At 63.1% G+C, this 1,446-nt stretch carries 2 protein-coding genes; one reads left to right on the top strand and one right to left on the bottom strand.

Translation table 11 applies throughout. From position 1 onward, the window contains the following. Window positions 1-37 precede the first annotated feature (37 nt). Complete coding sequence (locus F2Q65_RS19230; protein WP_150095010.1) at window positions 38-1,096, top strand: IS110 family RNA-guided transposase; 1,059 nt, start codon at window positions 38-40, stop codon at window positions 1,094-1,096. Window positions 1,097-1,144: 48 nt separating this feature from the next. On the opposite strand, the gene F2Q65_RS19815 is transcribed toward F2Q65_RS19230, so the two are convergent. Continuing rightward, a partial coding sequence (locus F2Q65_RS19815) for a hypothetical protein (protein ID WP_211354121.1) occupies window positions 1,145-1,446 on the bottom strand: 302 nt, incomplete at its 5' end.

Genomic DNA, 1,446 nt, shown 5'->3' on the forward strand with positions numbered 1-1,446 from the left:
CTTGAAGCATCGTCAACCGAGGTAGCGGAGCAGACCAATGACAGAGCGTAGCAAAGAACAGCCGATCACGTTCGTTGGCATCGACCTGGCCAAGCGCAGTTTTCACCTCTTTGGCGCCGACGCGGCGGGCCGCAAGGTGTTGAGCAAGACGCTCACGCGCGCACGCCTGCCTGGGTTCATCGCGCAGCTGCCGCCGTGCACCATCGCCATGGAGGCCTGCGGCAGTGCGCATGACTGGGCGCGGCGCTTCCGCGATGCGGGTCATGCGGTGCGTTTGATCGCCCCGCAGTTCGTCAAGCCCTTTGTGAAGTCGAACAAGAACGATGCGGCAGACGCTGAGGCGATCTGTGAAGCGCTGCAGCGCCCCGGCATGCGCTTTGTGGCGATCAAGAGTGTGGAGCAGCAAGACATCCAGTCGATCCACCGCATGCGCTCGCTGGCGGTGGATCGACGCACGGCCCAGGTCAATCAGATCCGCGGTCTGTTGCTGGAGTACGGCATCGAGATCGCGCAGGGGCGCGCGTGTGTGCAGCGGCGTCTGCCGCAGATCCTGGAGGATGCAAGCAATGGGCTCAGCGGCCGTTTCCGCGCCGAGCTCCAGGGTCTCTATGACGAACTGCAGCATCTCAACGAGCGCGTCGCGCACTATGATGCGCAGCTCGAGCAGATCGCCCAGGAGAGCGAGCAGGCGCGCACGCTGATGACAATCCCCGGCATCGCTGCGAAGGGGGCCACCGCGCTGCTCGCCGCTGTCGGTGAAGACCCCAGCCTGCTGAAGAACGGCCGCGGCCTGGCCGCCTGGCTCGGGCTGGTGCCACGCCAGCACTCCACCGGTGGCAAAGCGCGCCTGCTTGGTATCAGCAAACGCGGTGACTGTTACCTGCGCCAGTTGCTCATCCATGGTGCCCGTGCCGTGCTGCGCCACACCGATCGCAAAGACGACGCCCACAGCCGCTGGGCCACCGCACTGAAGGCCCGCCGGCACAGCAACGTCGCTGTCGTCGCCCTGGCCAACAAGCTCGCGCGCATCGCCTATGCGGTCATGCTCAGCGGTCGCCCGTACGATCCGAACACCGGCCTGATCACCGCCGCTTGATCAACGCATAGATCCATCATCGATCCAACAATCACCGAGACGCCAAGCCTAAACCGAGTCAAGGAGTTCTACCCACCACGAGTTGCCAAGAGTGAACATCACTGTGATGGCAGGAAAGGCAAGTCCTGCATTCCCGAAAACCTGTTGTGTCCACCAGCCGACGCCGTCGAGACTGATAGGGTGATGAGGACGGGAATGCCCGCGAATTCCATCAGGGCACGAGGCGCTGTCCGCGACCTCATCAAGATGCCGGATATATGGCCGCAACTTCTCCTTCTTCTGTTCAACAGCGATTTCGCTCTTGCATCGCGGGGCGGACCATATATGGACAAGCGCAGCGCCGTCCACCA

It is taken from the genome of Thiohalocapsa marina (genome assembly GCF_008632335.1).
Taxonomy (GTDB): domain Bacteria; phylum Pseudomonadota; class Gammaproteobacteria; order Chromatiales; family Chromatiaceae; genus Thiohalocapsa; species Thiohalocapsa marina.

Coding starts and splice junctions, on each gene's coding strand:
- F2Q65_RS19230 (WP_150095010.1), top strand. CDS start 38: ATGACAGAGCGTAGCAAAGAACAGCCGATCACGTTCGTTGGCATCGAC.